Here is an 18,156-nt window from a genome sequence, read left to right as displayed (position 1 = left end):
CGTGAGCGATTCGCTCGCGCTCGAGGCTTGGGCTTCGTCCATCCCAATCGCACGCTCGGCAGTCGGCGCGTTGCCGTCATCAGGTTTTCAGGTGCGCCAACGTGCCCGCCATCGCCTCCATGACATCGCCCCATTGCCCGCGCGACTTCTGGCGAAAGAGGCGCACCGTCGGATACCAGGGCGTATCGGTGCGCTCGAGCAGCCAGCGCCAGTCCGGCACCGTCGGCAGCATCACCCATGCCGGGCGCCCGAGTGCGCCTGCCAGATGCACCGGCGACGAATCGACCGAGATAAGCAGGTCCGCGGTGCTCAGGATCGCAGCGGTATCCTCGAAGTCCGCAATTTCGTCGGAGAGCGATAGGAACGACATCCCGGCCGGGGGTTCGCCGGCCTGCGCTGCCGCCGGCCCCTTCTGGATCGACAGGAATGTAACGCCGGGCTGCGCGAGTGGCGCGAGTTGCGCCAGCGTCAGCGACCGGTTCGCGTCGTTGAAGTGCGTCGGGCGGCCGGCCCAGACGAGCGCTACGAGCGGACGCGGCAGCACGTCGAGGCGTTGACGCCACTTGGCCACGCGCTGCGAATCGGCGCTCAGATAAGGCATCGTGCCCGGAAGATCGTCGAGCGTGAGCCCCATCGCCATCGGCAAGCTCATCATCTCGCAATGAAAATCGAACGCGGGCGGCAGGCTACCGCGCGCGACGATGTCGTCGTAGCCGTCCATGCGCTGTGCGAGCGGCAGCGTTTCCGCGTTGATCTCCAGAACCACGCGGGCACCGCTTTTTGCTTTCGCTCGGCTCACCAGCCGCATGAACTGGAAGGTGTCGCCGTAACCCTGTTCGTCGTGAATCAGCAACGTTTTGCCCGGTATGGGCTGGCCGCTCCAGCGCGGGCGCTGCACCTTGCGCTCGATCTGCGCCGTATGCGCCAGGCTGTAGCGATACCGGTACTCGCGCCAACCGCGCTCGAACTCGCCCAACAGCAGCAGTGTCTCCGACCAGTCGAAACGCGTCGCAAAATCGCCCGGCGCGTGCGCGACCAACATTTCCTGGATCGCGCAGGTCTCCCTGATCTTCCCCTGCGGACGGATCGCCGCCGCGAGCTGCTTCCACAGCACCAGCGGCCCGGTGCCCGATGCCAGGTGCGGACGCAGCATCGCCTCGGCTTCCTCGAACCGCCGCGCGTCGAGCAATGCACGGGCCTGCTGCTCGACGGCCGCGGGCTGCGGTACGGCATTCGTCGTCATCGCACCTCGCCCCCGAGCGCGGCGAGCAGCGGGCCGAGGTGATCCTCGTATTCGCGCCAGCGGCCCTTGGACGTCCTATAGATCGGCTGGCGCACCTGGTTGACGCTCGCAGTGCGCACGACGCGCGGGTTATCGTGGAAATTCAGGCACGCGGCATCCCACGGCAGCCCGAGGAAATCGATCAGCCGACGTGCCTCGCCTTCGAGATCGTCCACCACAGACTCATAATCGATCTCGATGAAACGATCGGGAGACAGCACGCCACACCAGTGCGCCATCAGCTTCCGGTAGTAACCGTAGAATTGGCCGAGTTCAGTCTGGTTGTAGGTAAAGCGCTGATCGCCGCCGAAGAGTTTCGTGTAACACGACAAACACGTATCGACTGCATTGCGTCGCGCATGGATGATGCGGGCCCTCGGCAGAATCAACGGTATCAGCCCTGCGTAGAGGAAGTTGGCCGGCATCTTGTCGACCAGACGTGCGTGACCCCGCGCGAGCGGCATGATGCGCCTGAGGTAGTCCTGCCCGATTCGGCCGGCGTCCTCGACCGTCATGGTTGACACTCCGTCGGGAAAGTGCCCACCGTTCTCGATGCTCAGGCGCAGTGCCGATAGCTCGCCCGCACCCGTCACCTGCGGGTGCGACGACACGATCTGCTCGATCAACGTGGTGCCCGAGCGCGGCATGCCAACGACGAACACGGGTAGTTCCGAAGGCTCGGTCGCGCGGGGCAGGGCTGCATAGCGCTCCGCGGCAAAAGCTTGCGCGATGCACGCCATCCACTGACCGGTCGCGGCCGAATCGTAATCGAGGCTGGCCCGCTTCAGACGATTGCCTTCGTCGAGGTGCGCAAATGCACGCACGGGCTCGCCGATGTCCATGTACGCCTTGCCAAGCGCAAAGCGCGCCGTGATCCGGTCGGTCAGCGCGCGCCGCTCGCCGTCCTCCACACACGCTTCCAGCGCCGCGATGTCGGCGTCGCCCGGCTGGAGCTTGCGAGCGTCGACCCGACCGGCGAGCGCCGACACCGAATCCGGAAAGACCTCCAGCGCATGCGCGAAAGCCGCCAGCGCCGCATCCTTGCGGCCGGCCTCCATCAATAACGAGGCACGCCCCACCAGAGCGTCTTGCGCCACCGCCCCGGGCAGCTCCGCTGCCTTCGCGAACGCCACCAGTGCGTCGTCCGTGTGGCCGAGCGACTGGAGCACCACGGCCACTGTCAGATGAGCTTCCGCGCTGCTCGGTGCGAGCGCCACCGCCTGCCGGGCAAAACCAAGCGCGTCGTCGAGACGCTCGAGCTGCCGGAGCGCCTTGGCGGATGCGACCAGCGCCGCCGGGTGCTGGGGCGCGAATGCGTGCAGCATGTCCAGGGCACGCAAGGCGGCTTCATAGCGATGACGTGAGATCTGCGCATCCGCCAGATTCAGGTATGCGTCGACGAGCCGGGGACTGAGGTCGATCGCCTGCTGCGCGGCGCGGACCGCTGCATCATGCTGCCCTTGGGTCGAGAGCAGGAAGGCCAGGTTGCTGTAGGCTTCGGCATAGTCCGGGTTCAGTGCCAGTGCCTGCCGGTAGTGCGTTTCGGCCAGATCAAGATGGCCAAGCCGACGGCAGGTATTGCCCAGGTTGTTGCGCGCCTCGGCCCAGTCGGGCCGCAGCGCCACGACGCGCTCGAGACATGTGCGGCTTTCCTCGAACTTGCCGGCTTCCTGCAGCACGATGCCCAGGTTGTTCCATCCCGATTCGAGCGCCGGGTCTAACGCCACGGCCCGCCGCGCCGCCTCCTCGCCTTCGGCCAGCAGCCCCTTCTGGCGGCACATCTCCGCGAGATTGCTCGAATAGACCGCCGGCGCGCGCGGCGCCTGGCAGGCCTGGCGCAGGTGCGAGATCGCGAGGTCGAGATTGCCGTAAGCGTGCGCCATGAGCCCCAGCAGATGCAGCGCATCGGCCTGGCCTGGCCAGGCGGCGAGCACCCGTTGGCACCATTGCTCCGCCTGGTCGGCCTGACCGGCGTTCCAGTGGGCGTGTGCCCGGGTCAACGCTTCGTGAACAGTTAGTTGATCGGGTGAAGAAGGACTTGGCATGGATGACTTGGGAGCAGCTTGGCCAGAGTGTAGATAGGTGCAGGCGAAGTTTACGCCATGCAGGTAAAGCGGAGGGACAGCACGATCTCCCCGTATGCCGTCTCGAACCCGCGCACGAGCTTCGCCCCCAGCGCACTGCGCACCGACGCGTCATGCGCCGCATCCACCGACAGCGCCGCGCCATTGCCTCCGCTTTCCGTATAGCCGTTCTGATGCTGGTAGCTGTACACCAGGCTCGTCAGCGGTGTGAGCGTCATATTGCCCACGGCCAGCGGCCAGCCCGCCTCGGCGCTCGCCAACAGATTGGCGCTCGAATCGTTCGACTCGCGGCTGGTCTGCATGCGCAGGACAGCCTGCGCCGATAAATCTCGCCAAACCACCAAAGTTGTAAGACAATTAACACTTGTTATGACAACATACTCCTGCTCCCGGTACCTCCAATGAAGCTGTTTTCCCAACGCGCGTCGGCTGCGCTGATCGTGGTAGCACTCGCCGCGGCTACCTCAGCCGCGGCGTGGACGCAGGGGCTGAGGAATATCTCGGCGCACCGGGTTACCGCGCTCGATCAGAACGCGCCAGCCTTTGCCGAAGCCAGCGTACGCGCCGTCACCGGCACCTGGGACCCGCGTGAAATGATGGGGCGGGCAGCGCCCGAAATCATGACGCCATTCGTCCGGCAGGAGCTGCCGAACGCGTATGCGCGCCTGAACGCGAAACTCGGCAAGCTAAAGACACTGAGCGAGCCGGTCAGCGACAACGGTCCGCCGCTGCCGGGCAAGGATCCGCTGGCCAGCCCCGCGCCGGTCACCGTGCCGGTACCGCGTGACGGCATGGTCGAACGCTATGTGTTCAACGCGGCATTCTCAGCGGGTGGCCCGGCGCACATCGAGATCGTGCTGCGCTATCGCAAGAAGTGGCAAATCGTCGGTCTGCACATCGTGTCGCCATTGCTGCAGCAATAAAAATCAACATGGGCCGTGCATGACCCTGCCCTCGGCGTTTTATCGGACAGAACGGCCAATCACGCATTGGCCCTCGATGCGTTCAGATCGTCGATCACCCGCTTGATCGTGCCGATCACCTGGCCCGCGGTAATTATCCGCGAGCATTCGAACTGGCGTTCCGTGCCCGCATGGCGCGGGCACCACAGGTAATTCCGATTGTCGAACTCGACTGCCGTGTCGTTCCAGCAGCTATTGCACGCGTGATAGTTGATCACGCGGTAGGGCGTATCGAACTCGTTCTGCGGATGCGTGAAGCCGCTGATCATGACCACCGGCGTACCCACTGCCCAGGCGAGCCACGACAGCCCGCTGCTCAGGCCGACGAAGAATTGCGCGTGCTTGAGCAAGCTCGCGCGATCTTGCAACGGCAGTTGGCCCGTGAAGTCCTCCGCGCCGTACGGAATGTGATTCCAGTGCATCCCTTCGCCCGCAGTCGCATCGCGGTCGATGCACAGTACGCGATAGCCCTGCGCTTTGAGGAACTTGACCGTCTCGTACCAGCCCGACGGATTGTTCCAGTACTTGCACTGCGAGGATGCCTGCGCAGCGATGCACACGTACGGCTCGGCAATGCGCCGCGAGGTTTCGCGAATGCCGATGCGCGGACGGCATTCCTGCGCCGGCACGCCTAGCAGCCATGCGATGGTGCGCTGCAGGCCGCTCAAGCGAAAATCCACGGGCTGGTGCGTGCGATCCGAGCTCGGGAAGAAAATGCCGAGGAAATAGCTCGCGTAAAACCCGCTGGCCGCCGCATCTTCGTCCTCGGGCCGCACGTAATGCAGTTCGGGATAGGTGTCGGCGAACAGCGACCAGAGTTGCGGTCCGGTCGACAGATACATTTCGCAACCATGCTTCTTGCGGAACGCCTCGACGTACGGAAACCATGCGAGCACGTCGCCGATGGTCGAGACCGGCAGCCGCGCATAGACCTTGCGGCCGCGCGCGTTGAAGTCGTGCTCGAACACGAGGTTGCCGTCGCGGAACACCTCGATTCGAACATTGACGTAGTAGCGCTTGGTGCTCGTGACCATCGCGTCGCTGATCTCGTTGTCGTACAGCACGACATCGGCGTCGCGATCGACGAGGCGCACGCGTGCCCGCCCCTCCACCTTGACCCGGCAACCGTAGTTGAAGTCGTAGCTCACGCCCGGCGCCCCTTCGAACAACGGGTCACCGAGGCGCACGAAGGGCTGGTTGTCGAGGCCCACGGCGCCGGCGCTGGGCGCCTGCGTGCCGGCGCCGTCACGAGCGGATGAAATGCTCATCGTCACACCGTCGGTTACTGTTGCGCGGGGACCTGCTGGCCCGAAATCGACTCAGGCCATACCTGCCCCGGAAACGGCGAGCCGATCGCATTGCCGTTCGCGTCGGTGTTGCCCGGGAGGTCCGCGAAGGCCTGACTGCAATTGACCGTGGCGGCGGGACTGAACGCATTACTCGCCGCAACCTTGACGTTGTTGCTGCCGTTCAGCGCCATCAAGCCCAAATTGCCGCTGACGTTGTTGCCCAGCGTGATGTTGGCATCGCTCGCTTGGACAGCGCTGACCGGCGCCTGGTCGGCCACCAGATTATTCAGCGTGATACCGAGCGGGTTCACGACCGCCGTGGCCGGGGCCCCGGTCCAGCCGGCCGCGATCGCTGCCGGCGTGGCCAGATCCGCCGAGTTGAAGCCCGTCAGCGTCCAGTTCGCCGCGCTCAGTTCATGCACGCCGTTGACGTTGATGTTCTGATAGCTCGGCAGCACACCTTGATTGGGGCCGACATCGTAGGACGAGAAGATGTAGATGGCATTCTGCGGCGAAGCATCGTACGTGCTCGGCGATGGATTGCCTTGCATGCATACGTTCGTGTAGTTGATGTTCGATACGAGTCCGCCCTGTCCCCAGTCGGTCTTGATGCGAATGCCGTTGTCCGTGTAGTCGAGCGATAGATCGTACACGCTGATGTTCGACACGCTCGGGTAAAGCGTTTGTGTCGCATACGTCTGGTTCGTCGCCGACCAATCGCCATTGGCCTGATAGGCCGTGGTGCCGGTGGTGTAAGTCATTGGCGCGGTCTGTGCCATCACGGTCGCGCTCGGCATGCCGATGGCCGGCCCTCCCGAGGTCTGACTGCCGATCGACAGGCCGTGGCCGTAGAAGAAGTGATCGTGCGCGAAGATCAGGTTGTAGACCGCACCGTCGACCTTGCTGTAGCCGGTACCGGTGCCGTTGGGCGTATCCACGCAGCCCGAGCCGCCGGACGAGCCATCGAGACCGCACGGGCCGTCGCTGCTGCTCTCGCCCTTGATGGCGACGTTGTCGTCGCTGTCGCTGATGTACGAGTACGCCATCACGATATTGCTCACGTCGCCGTTGAAGCTGCCGAGCGAGTTGCCCGACGTATCGTTTGCGTAATTACCGGCCAGCGCGGGGGCCGTCGGCGTGCTCGACGATGTCGCACCCTTGTTACCCGGATCGAAACCGTCGGTGTTTTTCACCGTCGCGTAATCGTAGTAGGCGCCCCAGTAATTCTGTTTCTGCGTGTAATCGTTCGTCGGCGTGAAAACCTTCAGGTTCCATGCGACGAAGCCGTTGATCCCCGTCGGCGAGATATGGATCTTCGGTGCGTTCTGCAGCGTGACGTTGTAGAGCGTGAAGTTGTAGCCGAACTGCGGCCACACGATGCGAGGATTGTTCTGGTCTTCGCCGGTCAACGCCTCGTTGCCCTCCCAGCCGAGATCCCACCAGCTCATGGCGGTGCCGTCCGAACGGGTCAAGAGCGGCGGGAACAGATAGTTGCCGGCCGGCGTGCTCAAGGTTTGTCCGGCGAGCAGCGAGAACAGCGGCTGGCCGCCCTGGCCGTCAATGACGCCTGGTCCCACCACCGCGTTGTTGCTGGTGTACACCTTGCTCGGCTTCGAGGCCGGTCCGGTATAAACCACATTGCTGATCAGCGCGTTACAACCGTCGTCGTTCGGATAGATCTGGCCACAGAAGTAGGTCGGGCCGCTGCCGCCCGACCCGGCGCCGGCGCTCGACGGGTCGTCGCCGTAGCCATAGGACGTCGGTGTCAGGGTAGCGCTCTGTGCCCCGCCCGTGCCGACGACATACGTATTCGCGCCTTGTTGCGTACCGCTCGGCGTGCCGTACAGCGCGCCGTCCGGGGAGCTGTAGCTCGAGGCCTTGTAGGCCGTCGCCGATTCATACAGCACCGGGTCGCGCGAGGCAAAGAGCGTGACGCCCTGATCGATCTCGAGCGTCACGCCGCCGGGCATGGTCAGCGGCCCGGTCACGTAGGCCGTCTGCCCATTCGCCCCCTTCGACAGTTCAACCACGGTGTTGGTCGCAATGTCGTTCTTGTTGTCGTACGCATTCGCCGCCGTGGCGCACGCATACAACGCAGCCTGGATTCGCGCGGTGTCCGGCGCAGTCGGATACCCGTCCGGCACGTTCAGGCCATTCGTCGCCAACGCAACCTCCGTCGCGCCGCTCTTCGTACCGAGGCCAAGCACCGTCGGAACCGTAGTGCTATTGGCGGTCCAGGTTGTCGATGTGCTCCAGGCCGGAACACCCAAGGTCGAATCACCGTCGGCGAGCGTCACGTCGACGTTGGTAGTCCCGCCCAATGCATAGGTCGGGATCGCCGGGCTGCCCGACGCATAATATTTGGCCGACAACTGGCACGCCGCCAGCGGAGCCGCGGGCTGAGCAGGCTGATACGGCTGCAACGACTTATCGGTCGGATTCAGCCCGACTTGGTACGGCACCGCGGCCGGCGTGGTATCCGGATAAGCCGAGGCCGAATCGCCGGGGTTGGACGACGAACCGCTGCCGCACGCAGCGAGCAGCAGCGCCAGCAGGCTTGCCGCCACGGTCTTTTGAGGGGATCTGATCACTTCGGTCTCCAATCGAAATCTTTTCGTGCGCCGCAACGGGCCGGCATAGCGGGCGCGTTCGTCACGGCATCACCACTGCCATTGCGCGCTCAAGCGGCCGCCATAGTCGTTCGTGTGCGTCCCCACCTCGCCGCCGAGCGTCGCGAATACGCGCATGCGCTGCGTTAGCTGCATCTGCGCCCCCACGTCGAAGCGCGCGGCGTCGCGGTCAGCCGGCGTGCCGTAGACCTGCCAGGCCGAGGCCGGCGCGCTCGAGAACGAAGCCGTCAGCGATTGGTTCACGCCGATCAGGCTATGCACCCACGCAAGATTGAACTGCCAGTCGACCCGGTGACCGAACAGCGCGTCGTCCTGCTGAAGCAGGCGTGCTCCGAGCAGGCTAAACACGGCACCCGTGCTCGCCGACGCATAGGCCAGCGCGCTCACGCCACCGCTTTCCGTCGCGCTCTGCTGACCGAAGTGGCCTACCGTCAGGCCTGCGTACGGCTCGAGCGTGCCGGCAGTCGTAGCGAGCTCCAGGCCGGCTTCGCCATACAGCGTTTCGCTCGTCGTCTTGAATGTGGCCGTGTTCTGCTCGCTCTGCGTATCGACCGTCACATCGCGCGTCAGACTGTTGTCCCAATAGCCCAGGCCGGCGATGCCGGTGACATAGAACGGCCGATCCGAAGGCGACCACGTGCCATACAGTTGGCCCTGTATGCCGTCGGTGCGGGCGTTTGCCGGATTGTTCGCGAAGCTCAGGTTGTCGTTGTTGACGCTCAACGCAACACCGGCACGCACGCCCGGCAGCACCGCCTGGTCATAGCCCAGGGTCAGTGCGGCCGAGTTGTCGAGATAGCCGTCGCTACCGACGGTGCCATCGCCACGAACCTGGTTGTGCTGGTAATCCGCGCTCACCCACAAACCGTGTGCGTGCGCGATCGCACCCACCTGAACGAGGTGCGAAACGATCGTGCCCTGCGTCTCGGCCGTTCGGTTTTCAGCGATCTGGCGCAGCGGCACCGCTTCGCTGCCGGCCAGCTCGGACATCGCGCTATAGGCCTGCGCTTGCGTGGTCTGCACGAGATTTCTCGTCACGGCATTGCCGCCGTTGTCGTAGATCTGGCTCAGCACCGCGGCTACGCGATTCTGGTTGAGCGAATCGGCGGGCAGCGCGAAGTTGATGGTGGCCGGCGCGACGAGCGTGACCGTCACCGCGCCGCTGTTCGCGTAGCTGAGCGCGCCGTCCATGTAAGCCAAGTTGGTCGTCACACGGCCGAACGTGCCCGACAACAGGCCCGAGTAGCTCAGCACCGTGTACGTGGCGCCCAGCGTGTAACCGCTGCCCGACGAGATCAATTGCAGCGCAACGCCGTTGTTGATCGCCACGTTGCCGAGCACGTTCGTGACACCGCCCAACGTCGGGCTGATCGCCACGGCGTAGTTCGCGCCGCTATTGAACGCGAGCGTGCCGCTGATGTTCAAGCCGGTGCCGGGCTGGTTCGCATACAGCGTGCTGCCGCTCGTCATGGTCAGGCCCGGCGTGATCGTGCCGACGCCTTCGACCGTGGCACCGCCCGAGCCGATCGTGACGTTGGTGGCAACACCGCCGTTCATCAGCAGCACGCCGCCGTTCTCGACCGTCGTGCTGGTGGCGATGCCGGTGCTCATGCCGTTGCCCGCCGCATCCACCTGCTGCGTGCCGCCCGACACCAGCGTATCGACCGCCGAACCACCGCTCGTCACGTCCTGATACGCACCGCGGCCCACCGTCGTACCCGACGCTACGCCGTAAGTCGCACCGTCGATGATCTGCGCGCCTCCGGAAGTCAGTTGGGCATCGATCGAGAGACCGCCGGCATAGACATACTGCGTGCCGCCGAGACTCACGGTGGTGGCGGTAGCCGTACCGCCCGCACTCAGCACCTGCTGGCCGCCGCCGCTGATCTGGCCGCCGCTGGCGACACCGCCCGACAACACGGTCTGGGTTCCGCCGTTACCCACGATCGTGCCGCTTGCGAGCCCGCCTGACGACACGGTTTGCACTCCGCCCGCAAGCGTGGTCGCGTTGACGACGCCGCCCGACAGAACCGTTTGCGTGGCGCCGCTGTTGACGACAGCGTTATCTGCTATGCCGCTCGAAGAGACGATCTGCGCACCGTCGCCATTGACGAGCGTCGCCGACGCGACGCCGCCCGATGCGACGAACTGACTACCGCCATTGACGACGCTGCCGATGGCGAGCCCGCCTCCCGACACCATCTGCGTCGCGCCGGCGCCGAGCGTGGTCGCGCTGGCCACGCCGCCCGCCACGGTCTGACTGCCCGAGTTCGACACCACCGCGCTGATCACGAGCCCAGAGGCGATGTTCTGCACGCCGCCGGCCTGCACCGTGGCATCGGTCACGATGCCGCCGGCGCTCACGTTCTGCGTGCCGCCGCTCGTCACGGTCGCGCTCAACGAGGTGCCGCCATCGGCGACGTTCTGCGTGCCGGCGGAGGCCACGGTCGTCACGGCCGCGGTGCCGCCGGACAAGATCGACTGCAGGCCGCCCGCGCTGATCATCGTGCCGCTCGCCAGGCCGCCTGCGGCAATGATCTGCATACCGCCCGCACTGATCTGCGTGCCCGCGGCAACTCCGCCGCCCGAAACGTTTTGCGTACCGCTGCTGCCGACTTGCGTGGCCGAGACCGAACCGCCCGACAAGACGTTCTGCGTGCCGCCCGCACCGACCTGTGCGGACACGGCGAGGCCTCCTGCCGAAATAGTTTGCAGGCCGCTCGAGCCGATGACCGTACCGCTTGCAACGCCACCTGCCGATACCTGTTCGGCCCCGCCGCTATTGACCGTCGTATGGAGCGACGTCCCGCCCGACAACACAGACAGGCTGCCGCCGTTCTCCGCCGCGATGCCCGACGCGACGTTGCTAGCGATCGTGAAGGTGCTCGATGTGCCCGACACGGAGATCGCATCGCCGGTAACGGTATCGTCCGTGTTCAACACCAGCGCGGCGCCGGCGCTTTGCACGGTGTTGGTCGCGGTGCCGCCCGAGGAGACGACAAGTACACCGCCGCTCGACACGCCGGTATCGGTTGCCACGGTGCCGCCCAGCACATACAGCGTGCCCCCGCTGCCCACTACCGTGCCGTATGCAGTCGAACCCGCGGTGACAGTTTGCGTGGCACCGCCCGATAGCGCCTGCGGCACGGCCAGATCGCTAACGTTACCGGCTGCCGTGTTTTCGCCATTGTTGGTCGAGCCCGACACCAGATACACCGCGCCGCCTGCTTCGACCGTACCGCCGGATAACACGCCGCCGGACGACACGAACTGTGTGCCGCCACTATCCACGAGCGTATCGACCGACGTGCCGCCGCTCGCAATGTTTTGCAGGCCGCCGTTGGTCACCGTTGTGCTGGAGGCCACGCCGCCCGTGAGGATGTTCTGTGTGCCGCCGCTATTGACTGTCGCGCCGATAGACAGACCACCCGACGACACCTGCTGCGTGCCGCTATTGTTGATCACCGTGCCGCTTGCCGTACCGCCCGACGCGATGAATTCAACCCCTGCGCTGCCCACGCGCGTGTCGAGCGAGGTATTGCCGGCAAGCACCGACAGCGTGCCGCCGTTTTCGAGCACGAGGCCCGAAGCTACTCCCCCCGAGATGGAGAACGCACTGCTGGACCCGGCCGATACATAGGAACCCGACAGGCTCTCGTCGGTATCGACGACCAGCACGCCGCCGGCGCTCTGCACCACGCCCGTTGCCGTGCCAGCCGAGCTGATATCGAGCTCGCCGCCGCCGGCGATCAGGGTACCGCTGGCTACGCCGCCATCGACACGCTGCTTGCCGCCGCTCGCCACCGTCGTACCGCTAGCCACACCGCCGACCGAAACGAGTTCGTCACCGCCAGATCCGACGTTCGTATCGAGCGACGTGCCGCTCGACAGCACCGAAAGCGAGCCGCCATTCTCGAGCACGATGCCCGACGCGACGTTGCCCGCAATCGAGAATCCGCTGGACGAACCGGCCGACACATACGTCCCGGTCAGCGTTTCCGCGGTATCGGTGATCAGCGTGGCCCCGGCGTTTTGCGTCACGCCAGCGGCGGTGCCGCCCGAGGTGACGTTGAGCGTGCCGCCGCCGGACACGATCGCACCGGAAGCTGCGCCGCCCGACGAAACAAGCTGGGTTCCGCCGTAAGCCACCGTAGTGCCGGAAGCGAGCGCCGCGGCACCGACTACGCTTTGCGTACCGCCGCTCGCCACCGACGCGTTGACGGCGGTGCCGCCCGATTTGACGTTTTGCTGGCCATCGACCGTTGCACCCGCATCGACGCCGCCCGACGAAACGTTCTCCGTACCGCCGATCCCGATCGTGGTGGACGTCGCGGAACCAAGCAGGCTTTGCGTGCCGCCGCTCGATACCGCCGTGCTCGATGCCACACCGCCCGCGCTCACCTTGAGATTGCCGGCATCCGTGACAGTTGCGCCCGTGGCGACGCCGCCGCTCGATACGTTGAGCGAACCGCCGGAGACGGCCGCGCCGGTGGCCGCCCCTCCCGAACTGACATTGAGCGTACCGCCCGTTGCCACCGTGGCGTGTTGATCCGTGCCGGCGCCATAAACCGTTTCGGCACCGCCGTTATTGACGGTCGCGGAGATCGACGTACCGCCCGAAGACACAGCCAAGATGCCGCCGCCGTCGACGACCGTCGACGACACCACGCCGCCGGCGGTGGTTCCCGATCCGAGCGCAACCGTGCCACCGCTAGCCACCGTAGTGGCCGAGGCGACGCCCGTCGTCCACACGTACATCTGCGCGGCCGTGCCGCTGACCAGCGTGTCCTGCGCATAGCCGCCCGCGCCGCCCGAGGCAACGATCATCTTGCCGCCGGCTTCAATGGTCGCGTCGTAAGCGCTGCCGACGCCATAACCGCCACCGGAGCCACCGACGTACAGGCTGCCGGCAGAATTCGCGGTATAGGCCGTTCCATTGACCGTGGCCGAACCGGCGCTGTAGACCGTCGTACCGGACACGACTGCGCCGGACACGACGTTCTGAAGCCCCCCTAGCACGACAGTGTCGTATGCAATGCCGCCTTTGCTGACGACCTGCTTGGCCGCCGCGCCACCCGATGCGACGACGTAGGTATCCACCGCCACGCTGTTCGTACCGGACACCGTTTGCACCGCACTTCCACCCGACGTTGCGAGCACCACAGCGTCGATGGTCCCTGCGCTTTGAGCGATGGCCGCCGACGTATTCGCGTACGTGCTCGTCGTCAGCGTAACGGTCACTGCGCTCGTGGTTCCGCTGTTGAGCGTACAGCTTGCGGTTCCCGAGGTTGCAGCGGCGCAATTCGTCGCTTGCGCGTGCGCCATCATCGGCGCGCCCGGTAGCGCTGCGAGACCGAGCAACAGCCTGACAAGCCGCGCCAATCCCGCGCGCCTGAATCCAAAACGACGCACGCAATACTTGCGACGATAGGTTATCCGTTTCATCCGACAGTCCCCGATGATTGTGCGAGGCACTCGCGCATGGCGTGCCTCGCCTTATATCCAAATCTCTTCGTTGCCCGACGACCGTATCCGTCCGAGGGCGCGACACCGCTTCTGCTTTTCGATTACGTTCCGAAAGCGGGAATGCGCCGGATCACCTGCTCGACCTGCTCAGTCGTGATGAGTCGCGTGCATTCGAACTGCCGCGGCGTACCGGCGTGGCGCGGACACCATAGAAAATCCTTGTGGTCGAACGACACGCGCACGTCGTTCCAGCAGCTATTGCACGTGTGGTAGTTGATCACGCGATACGGCGTGTGGAATTCGTTGGTGGGATGCGTGAAGCCGCTGATCATCACGACGGGCGTACCCATCGACCACGCAAGCCACGACAGGCCGCTGCTCAGGCCAATGAAAAAATCGGCATGCTTGAGCCAGCGCGCGCGCTCGGCGAGCGGCTTGTCGCCGGTCTCATCCTCCGCGCCGTACGGAATGTGATTCCATACCGTGCCCATACCGTGGGTGGCCTTCTGATCGATGCAGATCACGCGGTAGCCGTGGTCCTTAAGAAACTGCACGAGCTCGCGCCAGCCGGTCGGGTTGTTCCAGTACTTGCATTGGGTCGTGCTTTGCGCCGCAATGCAGACATATTTTTCGGGGATCGGGCGTGACTCGTCGGGCAGCTCGATCTGCGGCGGGATTTCCGCGGGATCGACGCCGAGGATATAACCGGCCGTGCGATGCAGGCCCACGTGACGAAAGTCGCAGGGCTGATGAACGCTCGCTTCGTCGGTGAAGAAAAGGCCGATGTTGTAGGTGGCGTAGAACTGGCCGGGATCGACCTCTTCGGGCGTCACGAACGTGATGTCTGGGTGGTTGCCCTCGAATAGCGCGATCAGCGGCGCGCCCATCGAGCACGTCACCACGCAGCCCTGATGTTGCAAGGCAAATTTCGCCGCATAAGGAAACCACGCGATCAGATCGCCCAGCGTGCCCACTGGAAATTGGATCAGCACACGCTTGCCGTTCAAATCGAGCCGGTGACGCATGACCTCGACATCGCCGCTGCGCACCTCGATCTCGAACGGCACGTAATACTTCTTGCTGCTCGCGACACATCCGGCCGTGAGCGTCGTTTCGAAGAGCGTGTTGTGAGTCTCGGCATCACGCAGGCGCACGAACCAATTCCCATTTCCCTCAGGCAACACCACCCGGCATCCGTCGTTGAAGTCGAAACGGATGCCCTGCGGCCCCTGCTGCGTAGGTGTCGTTGCGGGCGCAACAAAGTTGCCCTTCTCCGCTCGCTGCGCTGAAGCAGTCGCGGCAGACCCGGAATGGCCGGGAGTGGAGGCCTGCGTTTTCTTTTTCAATTTGTCTCGGTACTCACGATCGACGGGCCGCGACGATCGAAATCGTCGTCCTTATCGGGACGCCGCGATCTTCATACGCGCTCGCCCGGCAACTGCAGGACCGTAGGATCCATTTTGCTTTGTTGTAAAACAACTAGGTTAATTACCTAACCAATTTTTTAGTCATTTGACAACAAAGGCAGAGACCGTCGGAGGATGACGCAGCCGGTGGTTGGGGCGCTGCGAGCGTGCTGGCATGACGTCGGAGGCACACGAGTCGTCAATGCTTCGTGGCGTTCGGCTGCATCGGCAGGAAAATGCCGCCTGCGTCCGTGGTCAGCTCAGCTTGTACGGCTTGTGTTGGGATTTGGCGTTGCGGATAGCGAGGACGAGGCGATGACGATAGAAGCGGAAGGTCAAGAGCGCGATGACAAGGAGAGGATGGCTTACGGCGCGGCGTTTGGGGTGCGGTTGACGGCGGGATCCACAGCGACCTCACAAAGGAAACAGCCCGATCAACGTAAGCCGATCGGGCTGTTTCGGTGAAGCTTTATTAAACCCGGCAGAATCAAGGACTCTAGCGGGGTTTTCGGACGACTTTGGAGGTCGTCGGAGAAGCATATGGTGCCGGCTGCAGGACTCGAACCCGCCACCTGATGATTACAAATCATCGAAATCTCACAATTACCGACGTTGACTCGGATACCGAAAACCGCCCCGAACCCAGTAAATACAAGGGATACACGAAAACACAACTCTCATCGACGTTGACACAAATTACCCTAGAACCACAAAATCCGGTTACATAGCGGTTACATGAATTTCCATGTAGCTCTTCCAAAGGGTAACACTGGTGGCCAAGGTCAATTTCACGGTGGGGCGGGTCAACGGGCATAGCTGCCCGGCAGGTAAGCTCCAGGCTTTTTTGTGGGACAGCAACGCATCGGGCCTCGGCCTTCGCTCCACCGGGGCGGGCGCGCAGTCCTACATCTTTCAGGGCAAGCTAAACGGGGCGACGATGCGAATCACAATTGGTTCGCCAAAGAATTGGGACATTGACGATGCGCGGGACGAAGCGCGCCGCCTGCAACGCTTGATTGATGCAGGTAAGGACCCCCGAGAGGATGCCGCCGACCAGCGCGCCGCCCTAGCCGCACGAAAGGCCGAAGCCGAACGCCAGGACGTAACCTTCGCGGATGCGTGGGCGGCTTATGTGACCGACCTGGAAACGAAGCCATCTCCGAAAACGAAACGCCCTCGCAGCACGCAGTACATTGAAGACCATCGCAAGCTAGCAGCGCCCGGTGGCGAGAAGAAGAAGCGAGGAAAAGGGATGACTAGCCAGGGGCCCCTGTACGCGCTGATGCCACTGAAACTATCCGACATGACCGGCGACGCGATTGCGGCATGGATGGAAGGCGAAGTTGCCGACCGGCCGACCAGCGTTGCCTACGCATATCGCATGCTCAAAGCGTTCGCTGGCTGGTGCCATGGTCAAGCAAAATTCAAAGCCCTGCTGCCAGACGACTGCTATTCATCCCAAAAAGTCACAGCTTTACTGCCCAGCGTGAAAACGCCGGAAGGCGACTGCCTTGAGCGCGAGCAACTGCCCGCGTGGTTCAAGGCGGTGCGCGCTCAGCCCAACCCCGTTGCTGCCGCTTATCTGCAAGGCGTTCTCATCACTGGCCCGCGCCGAGAAGAACTGGCCGAACTGCGTTGGGAATGCGTCGATTTGAAATGGAACAAGATAAAGCTGCGCGACAAAGTAGAAGGCTCCCGTACCATTCCGCTGACGCCCTACTTCCGCTCTTTGCTCCTTGAACTGAAGCGATTCAACGAGACACCTCCGAGCCCCAAGCAGTTGCGGAAGATGGAAGCGAAGGGCGTGACGTGGCGACCGTCGCCGTGGGTGTTTTTCAGCAACGCATCTGAGAGCGGACACATCGAAGAACCACGCTTCGCACATGAAGCTGCTATTGAAGCCGCAAGCCTGCCACATATGACCCTCCAAGGGCTACGTCGCTCGTTCGGCACGCTCGCCGAATGGCTAGAAGTGCCCGCTGGGGTCGTGGCCCAAATTCAGGGGCACAAGCCCAGTGCTCTGACAGAAAAGCACTACCGCCGCCGCCCGCTCGACTTACTGCGCAAGTGGCACGCGCGCATCGAGGCCTGGATGCTCAAAGAGGCTGGTATCGACTTCGAGCCGGAGCAGGCTTCGAATTCATTTTCAGCATATGACCCTGACTACATATGATGTTCAGACCATATGACATTGAATACATATTGATTTTGATACATAATGGCTAACATGAACTGGACGGTGCTGTTTCACGACGCATTCGACGCAGAGTTCCAAGCACTGCCAGAGGGTTTGCAGGACGAACTGCTAGCCCACGCGAGGTTGCTTGGTGAGTTTGGCCCGAATCTTGGCCGACCGACCGTTGATAGCCTCAAAGGCTCTCAACACACCAACATGAAGGAGCTGCGCTTCGGTTGGGACAACGGCGTCTGGCGGGTTGCCTTCGCTTTCGACCCCAAACGACAAGTGATTTTATTGGTAGGTGGCGACAAGGGCGGCGCTGACCAGAAGCGATTTTACAAGCGGCTGATTGCCGTGGCCGATGGACGGTTCAATGAGCATCTAGCCTCGCTCGCAGCAGAGAAAGGAACGGAGAGCAAGCATGGCAAAAAAACTCGATGATGTGATGGCAGCACTGCCCGCAGCACGTCGCGCGAAAATCGAGCGACGTGCGCAGGAACTCGCCTCCTTGAAGGACTTGCGACAGGCGGTCGAGAAAACCCAGGTCGATTTGGCCCAGGCTTTAGGCGTCGGGCAGGACACCATTTCCCGCCTCGAACAACGTAGCGACATGCTCCTTTCGACCCTACGGCGCTACATCGAAGGCATGGGTGGAAAACTGGAACTGGTGGCGCAGTTTCCGAATCGTCCGCCGGTGGTCATTGACCATCTAGCCGAAGAAAAAGCGCCAGCCCGTTCTGCCACTCGGGCGCGGCGCTCGCCTCGAGCAACCAGGGCAACAGCGTAATCGCGGCACACTCGCCGGACGAGGACGCGCATGTTGTCCCAACTTGGCCATGTTTTCAGCATGGCCAAGTT

Annotated in this window: 11 protein-coding genes and 1 tRNA gene; 4 read left to right on the top strand and 8 right to left on the bottom strand. The window is 63.6% G+C overall.

The genetic code is table 11. The annotated features are described in order from the left end of the window. Nucleotides 1-79: 79 nt before the first annotated feature. Genes J3485_RS02215 through J3485_RS02205 form a run of 3 tightly spaced genes read right to left on the bottom strand, consistent with a single transcriptional unit; the run spans nt 80 to nt 3,668 of the window. Nucleotides 80-1,243: a glycosyltransferase family 9 protein gene (locus J3485_RS02215; RefSeq protein WP_206950966.1), complete on the bottom strand. Its 1,164-nt coding sequence runs from the start codon at nt 1,241-1,243 to the stop codon at nt 80-82. Beyond that, on the bottom strand, nt 1,240-3,327 hold the full coding sequence (locus J3485_RS02210; protein WP_206950965.1) for a tetratricopeptide repeat-containing sulfotransferase family protein: 2,088 nt from the start codon (nt 3,325-3,327) through the stop codon (nt 1,240-1,242). The genes J3485_RS02215 and J3485_RS02210 overlap by 4 nt, the downstream gene beginning before the upstream one ends. A gap of 50 nt (nt 3,328-3,377) precedes the next feature. Beyond that, nucleotides 3,378-3,668, bottom strand: coding sequence for an autotransporter outer membrane beta-barrel domain-containing protein (locus J3485_RS02205; protein ID WP_206950964.1), 291 nt, complete (start codon nt 3,666-3,668; stop codon nt 3,378-3,380). Between the two features lie 99 nt (nt 3,669-3,767). Here J3485_RS02205 and J3485_RS02200 point away from each other — a divergent pair, with 99 nt between their 5' ends. Next, nucleotides 3,768-4,289, top strand: coding sequence for a hypothetical protein (locus tag J3485_RS02200; RefSeq protein ID WP_206950963.1), 522 nt, complete (start codon nt 3,768-3,770; stop codon nt 4,287-4,289). 59 nt (nt 4,290-4,348) lie between these two features. Here J3485_RS02200 and J3485_RS02195 read toward each other — a convergent pair whose 3' ends face one another. The 5 genes from J3485_RS02195 to J3485_RS02175 all read right to left on the bottom strand — a co-directional run bounded on the left by J3485_RS02195 (nt 4,349) and on the right by J3485_RS02175 (nt 15,755). After that, nucleotides 4,349-5,596 (bottom strand): autotransporter strand-loop-strand O-heptosyltransferase, encoded by a 1,248-nt coding sequence (locus J3485_RS02195; protein ID WP_206950962.1) that lies wholly within the window; start codon nt 5,594-5,596, stop codon nt 4,349-4,351. 14 nt (nt 5,597-5,610) lie between these two features. After that, nucleotides 5,611-8,208 (bottom strand): glycosyl hydrolase family 28 protein, encoded by a 2,598-nt coding sequence (locus J3485_RS02190; RefSeq protein ID WP_206950961.1) that lies wholly within the window; start codon nt 8,206-8,208, stop codon nt 5,611-5,613. 69 nt (nt 8,209-8,277) lie between these two features. Next, on the bottom strand, nt 8,278-13,692 hold the full coding sequence (locus J3485_RS02185; RefSeq protein WP_206950960.1) for an AIDA repeat-containing protein: 5,415 nt from the start codon (nt 13,690-13,692) through the stop codon (nt 8,278-8,280). Between the two features lie 122 nt (nt 13,693-13,814). Beyond that, the gene (locus tag J3485_RS02180; protein WP_206950959.1) at nt 13,815-15,059 is read right to left on the bottom strand and encodes an autotransporter strand-loop-strand O-heptosyltransferase; all 1,245 of its coding nucleotides are present in this window, start codon (nt 15,057-15,059) and stop codon (nt 13,815-13,817) included. A 601-nt stretch (nt 15,060-15,660) separates the two neighbouring features. Then, a tRNA-Thr gene (locus tag J3485_RS02175) sits at nt 15,661-15,755 on the bottom strand. A gap of 136 nt (nt 15,756-15,891) precedes the next feature. Here J3485_RS02175 and J3485_RS02170 point away from each other — a divergent pair. Genes J3485_RS02170 through J3485_RS02160 form a run of 3 tightly spaced genes read left to right on the top strand, consistent with a single transcriptional unit; the run spans nt 15,892 to nt 18,085 of the window. Then, nucleotides 15,892-17,292, top strand: a complete 1,401-nt coding sequence (locus J3485_RS02170; protein ID WP_206950958.1) for a tyrosine-type recombinase/integrase — start codon at nt 15,892-15,894, stop codon at nt 17,290-17,292. Between the two features lie 45 nt (nt 17,293-17,337). Then, nucleotides 17,338-17,739: a type II toxin-antitoxin system RelE/ParE family toxin gene (locus tag J3485_RS02165; protein WP_206950957.1), complete on the top strand. Its 402-nt coding sequence runs from the start codon at nt 17,338-17,340 to the stop codon at nt 17,737-17,739. After that, the gene (locus tag J3485_RS02160) at nt 17,720-18,085 is read left to right on the top strand and encodes a helix-turn-helix domain-containing protein (protein ID WP_206950956.1); all 366 of its coding nucleotides are present in this window, start codon (nt 17,720-17,722) and stop codon (nt 18,083-18,085) included. The genes J3485_RS02165 and J3485_RS02160 overlap by 20 nt, the downstream gene beginning before the upstream one ends. Nucleotides 18,086-18,156 lie beyond the last annotated feature (71 nt).

The organism is Trinickia acidisoli, from assembly GCF_017315725.1.
GTDB lineage: Bacteria > Pseudomonadota > Gammaproteobacteria > Burkholderiales > Burkholderiaceae > Trinickia > Trinickia acidisoli.
This window is presented reverse-complemented; position numbering and strand designations above follow the sequence as displayed.

Excerpts from the sequence above, each read along its gene's own strand:
- J3485_RS02215 (WP_206950966.1), bottom strand. The coding sequence starts at position 1,243 with ATGACGACGAATGCCGTACCGCAGCCCGCGGCCGTCGAGCAGCAGGCC.
- J3485_RS02210 (WP_206950965.1), bottom strand. The coding sequence starts at position 3,327 with ATGCCAAGTCCTTCTTCACCCGATCAACTAACTGTTCACGAAGCGTTG.
- J3485_RS02205 (WP_206950964.1), bottom strand. The coding sequence starts at position 3,668 with ATGCAGACCAGCCGCGAGTCGAACGATTCGAGCGCCAATCTGTTGGCG.
- J3485_RS02200 (WP_206950963.1), top strand. The coding sequence starts at position 3,768 with ATGAAGCTGTTTTCCCAACGCGCGTCGGCTGCGCTGATCGTGGTAGCA.
- J3485_RS02195 (WP_206950962.1), bottom strand. The coding sequence starts at position 5,596 with ATGAGCATTTCATCCGCTCGTGACGGCGCCGGCACGCAGGCGCCCAGC.
- J3485_RS02185 (WP_206950960.1), bottom strand. The coding sequence starts at position 13,692 with ATGAAACGGATAACCTATCGTCGCAAGTATTGCGTGCGTCGTTTTGGA.
- J3485_RS02165 (WP_206950957.1), top strand. The coding sequence starts at position 17,338 with ATGGCTAACATGAACTGGACGGTGCTGTTTCACGACGCATTCGACGCA.
- J3485_RS02160 (WP_206950956.1), top strand. The coding sequence starts at position 17,720 with ATGGCAAAAAAACTCGATGATGTGATGGCAGCACTGCCCGCAGCACGT.